1 protein-coding gene is annotated in these 396 nt (G+C 26.5%); it reads left to right on the top strand.

Features of this window, described 5'->3' with window-relative positions; translation table 11 throughout:
• Positions 1 to 313 (top strand): hypothetical protein (locus tag E3E36_RS13090; protein ID WP_206203736.1); only part of this gene is annotated, 313 nt, incomplete at its 5' end.
• Positions 314 to 396 lie beyond the last annotated feature (83 nt).

Raw genomic sequence — 396 nt, 5'->3', positions numbered from 1 at the left:
CAGAGCAGGAATTTTTAATTTGAATTATTCAATTGCAATGGATTATGATTTGATGTGCCGAATAAAAGATGAGCCTTATCAATTCATTAATAAAACCATGATTGTTTTTGATAATACGGGTATAAGCAGTAATAACTATATAAAATCGTTACAACAAAATGTAACTGTTTATGAATCTTATTTCGGTTACTCTGTAAAATGCAGGGTATGGCAAATGCGATTGAAGTTTTTACATTATTTATTGCAAACTTCTTTTGGTAAGTTTTTGTTTAAAATAAAAAAAGATTTTAATTCATATATTCTTTTCGGCTAAATTTGGTAAAAAAGAAAAATGCCTCGTATTACTTTAGTTGCAACTGTTGTATTGATATCCATATTAATTTCTTGTTCAAAGAA

Source organism: Thermococcus sp. M36, from assembly GCF_012027355.1.
Taxonomy (GTDB): Archaea; Methanobacteriota_B; Thermococci; order Thermococcales; family Thermococcaceae; genus Thermococcus.
This window is presented reverse-complemented; position numbering and strand designations above follow the sequence as displayed.